Source organism: Plastoroseomonas hellenica (assembly GCF_018129085.1).
GTDB lineage: Bacteria > Pseudomonadota > Alphaproteobacteria > Acetobacterales > Acetobacteraceae > Plastoroseomonas > Plastoroseomonas hellenica.
This window is the reverse complement of the sequence record NZ_JAAGBB010000150.1, coordinates 1-968: the sequence shown is the minus strand read 5'-3', so window position 1 is coordinate 968 and position 968 is coordinate 1. Positions and strand designations below refer to the sequence as shown.

Annotated in this window: 1 protein-coding gene; it reads right to left on the bottom strand. The window is 72.8% G+C overall.

From position 1 onward, the window contains the following. On the bottom strand, positions 1-968 hold a 968-nt coding region (locus GXW71_RS34580; RefSeq protein ID WP_211858623.1), incomplete at both ends, for an amino acid adenylation domain-containing protein.

The following is a 968-nucleotide window of genomic DNA, read 5'->3' as shown; positions in this document are numbered from 1 at the left end:
TCTTCACCTGGTCATCCACACGGCCGAGGTACTCCACCACCCCGTCCGGCCGCCACCGCGCCAGGTCGCCCGTCCGGTACAGCCGCCCACCCGGCGCATCGCCGTAAGCATCCGGGATGAACCGCTCCGCCGTCAGGCCGGCACGCCCGTGATAGCCCCGCGCCAACCCCGAACCCCCGATGTAGAGCTCCCCCACCACGCCCGGCGGCACCAGGTTCAGATCGCCGTCCAGGATGCGCAGGATAGTGCCCGGGATCGGACGGCCGATCGGCACCGGGCCGGTGTCACCCGCGCCGCAGGTCCAGACGCTCGCGTTGATCGTCGCCTCGGTCGGGCCGTAGCGGTTGTCGAAGCGCACCCAGGGCAGCCGCGCCTGCACCCGCCCCCGCAGCTCCCCCGACAGCGCCTCGCCGCCGGAGAACAGCCGCCGCAGGCTGCGGCAGGCCGCCACCTCCGGCTCCGCGACCAGCAGCTCCAGCACCGGCGGGATGAAGTGCAGCGTCGTCACATCATGCGCCCGGATCGCCTCGATCAGCCGCCGTGGATCGCCATGCACCCCCGGCGCCGCGATCGCCAGCCGCGCCCCCGCCAGCAGCGGCAGCAGCAGCTCCCAGACCGAGACGTCGAAGCTGAACGGCGTCTTGTGCAGCAGCGTCTCCGACGCCGCGATGCCGTATTCCGCCTGCATCCAGCGCAGCCGCCGCAGCAGCGCGCCATGGCTCACGCCGACACCCTTGGGCGTGCCGGTCGAGCCCGAGGTGTAGATCATGTAGGCGAGATTGCCCGCATGCAGCGCCACCGGCGGCGGACCGGGATCGGCCGCCGCCTCGGGTGGTGCGTCCTCGTCGAGGCAAAGCAGCCGCGCCGCGCCGGCCGGCAGGGTGTCGCGCAGGTGACGCTGCGTCAGCACCAGGGACAGGCCGGCATCGCGGACCATGTAAGACAGCCGCTCGGGCGGGTAATCCGGG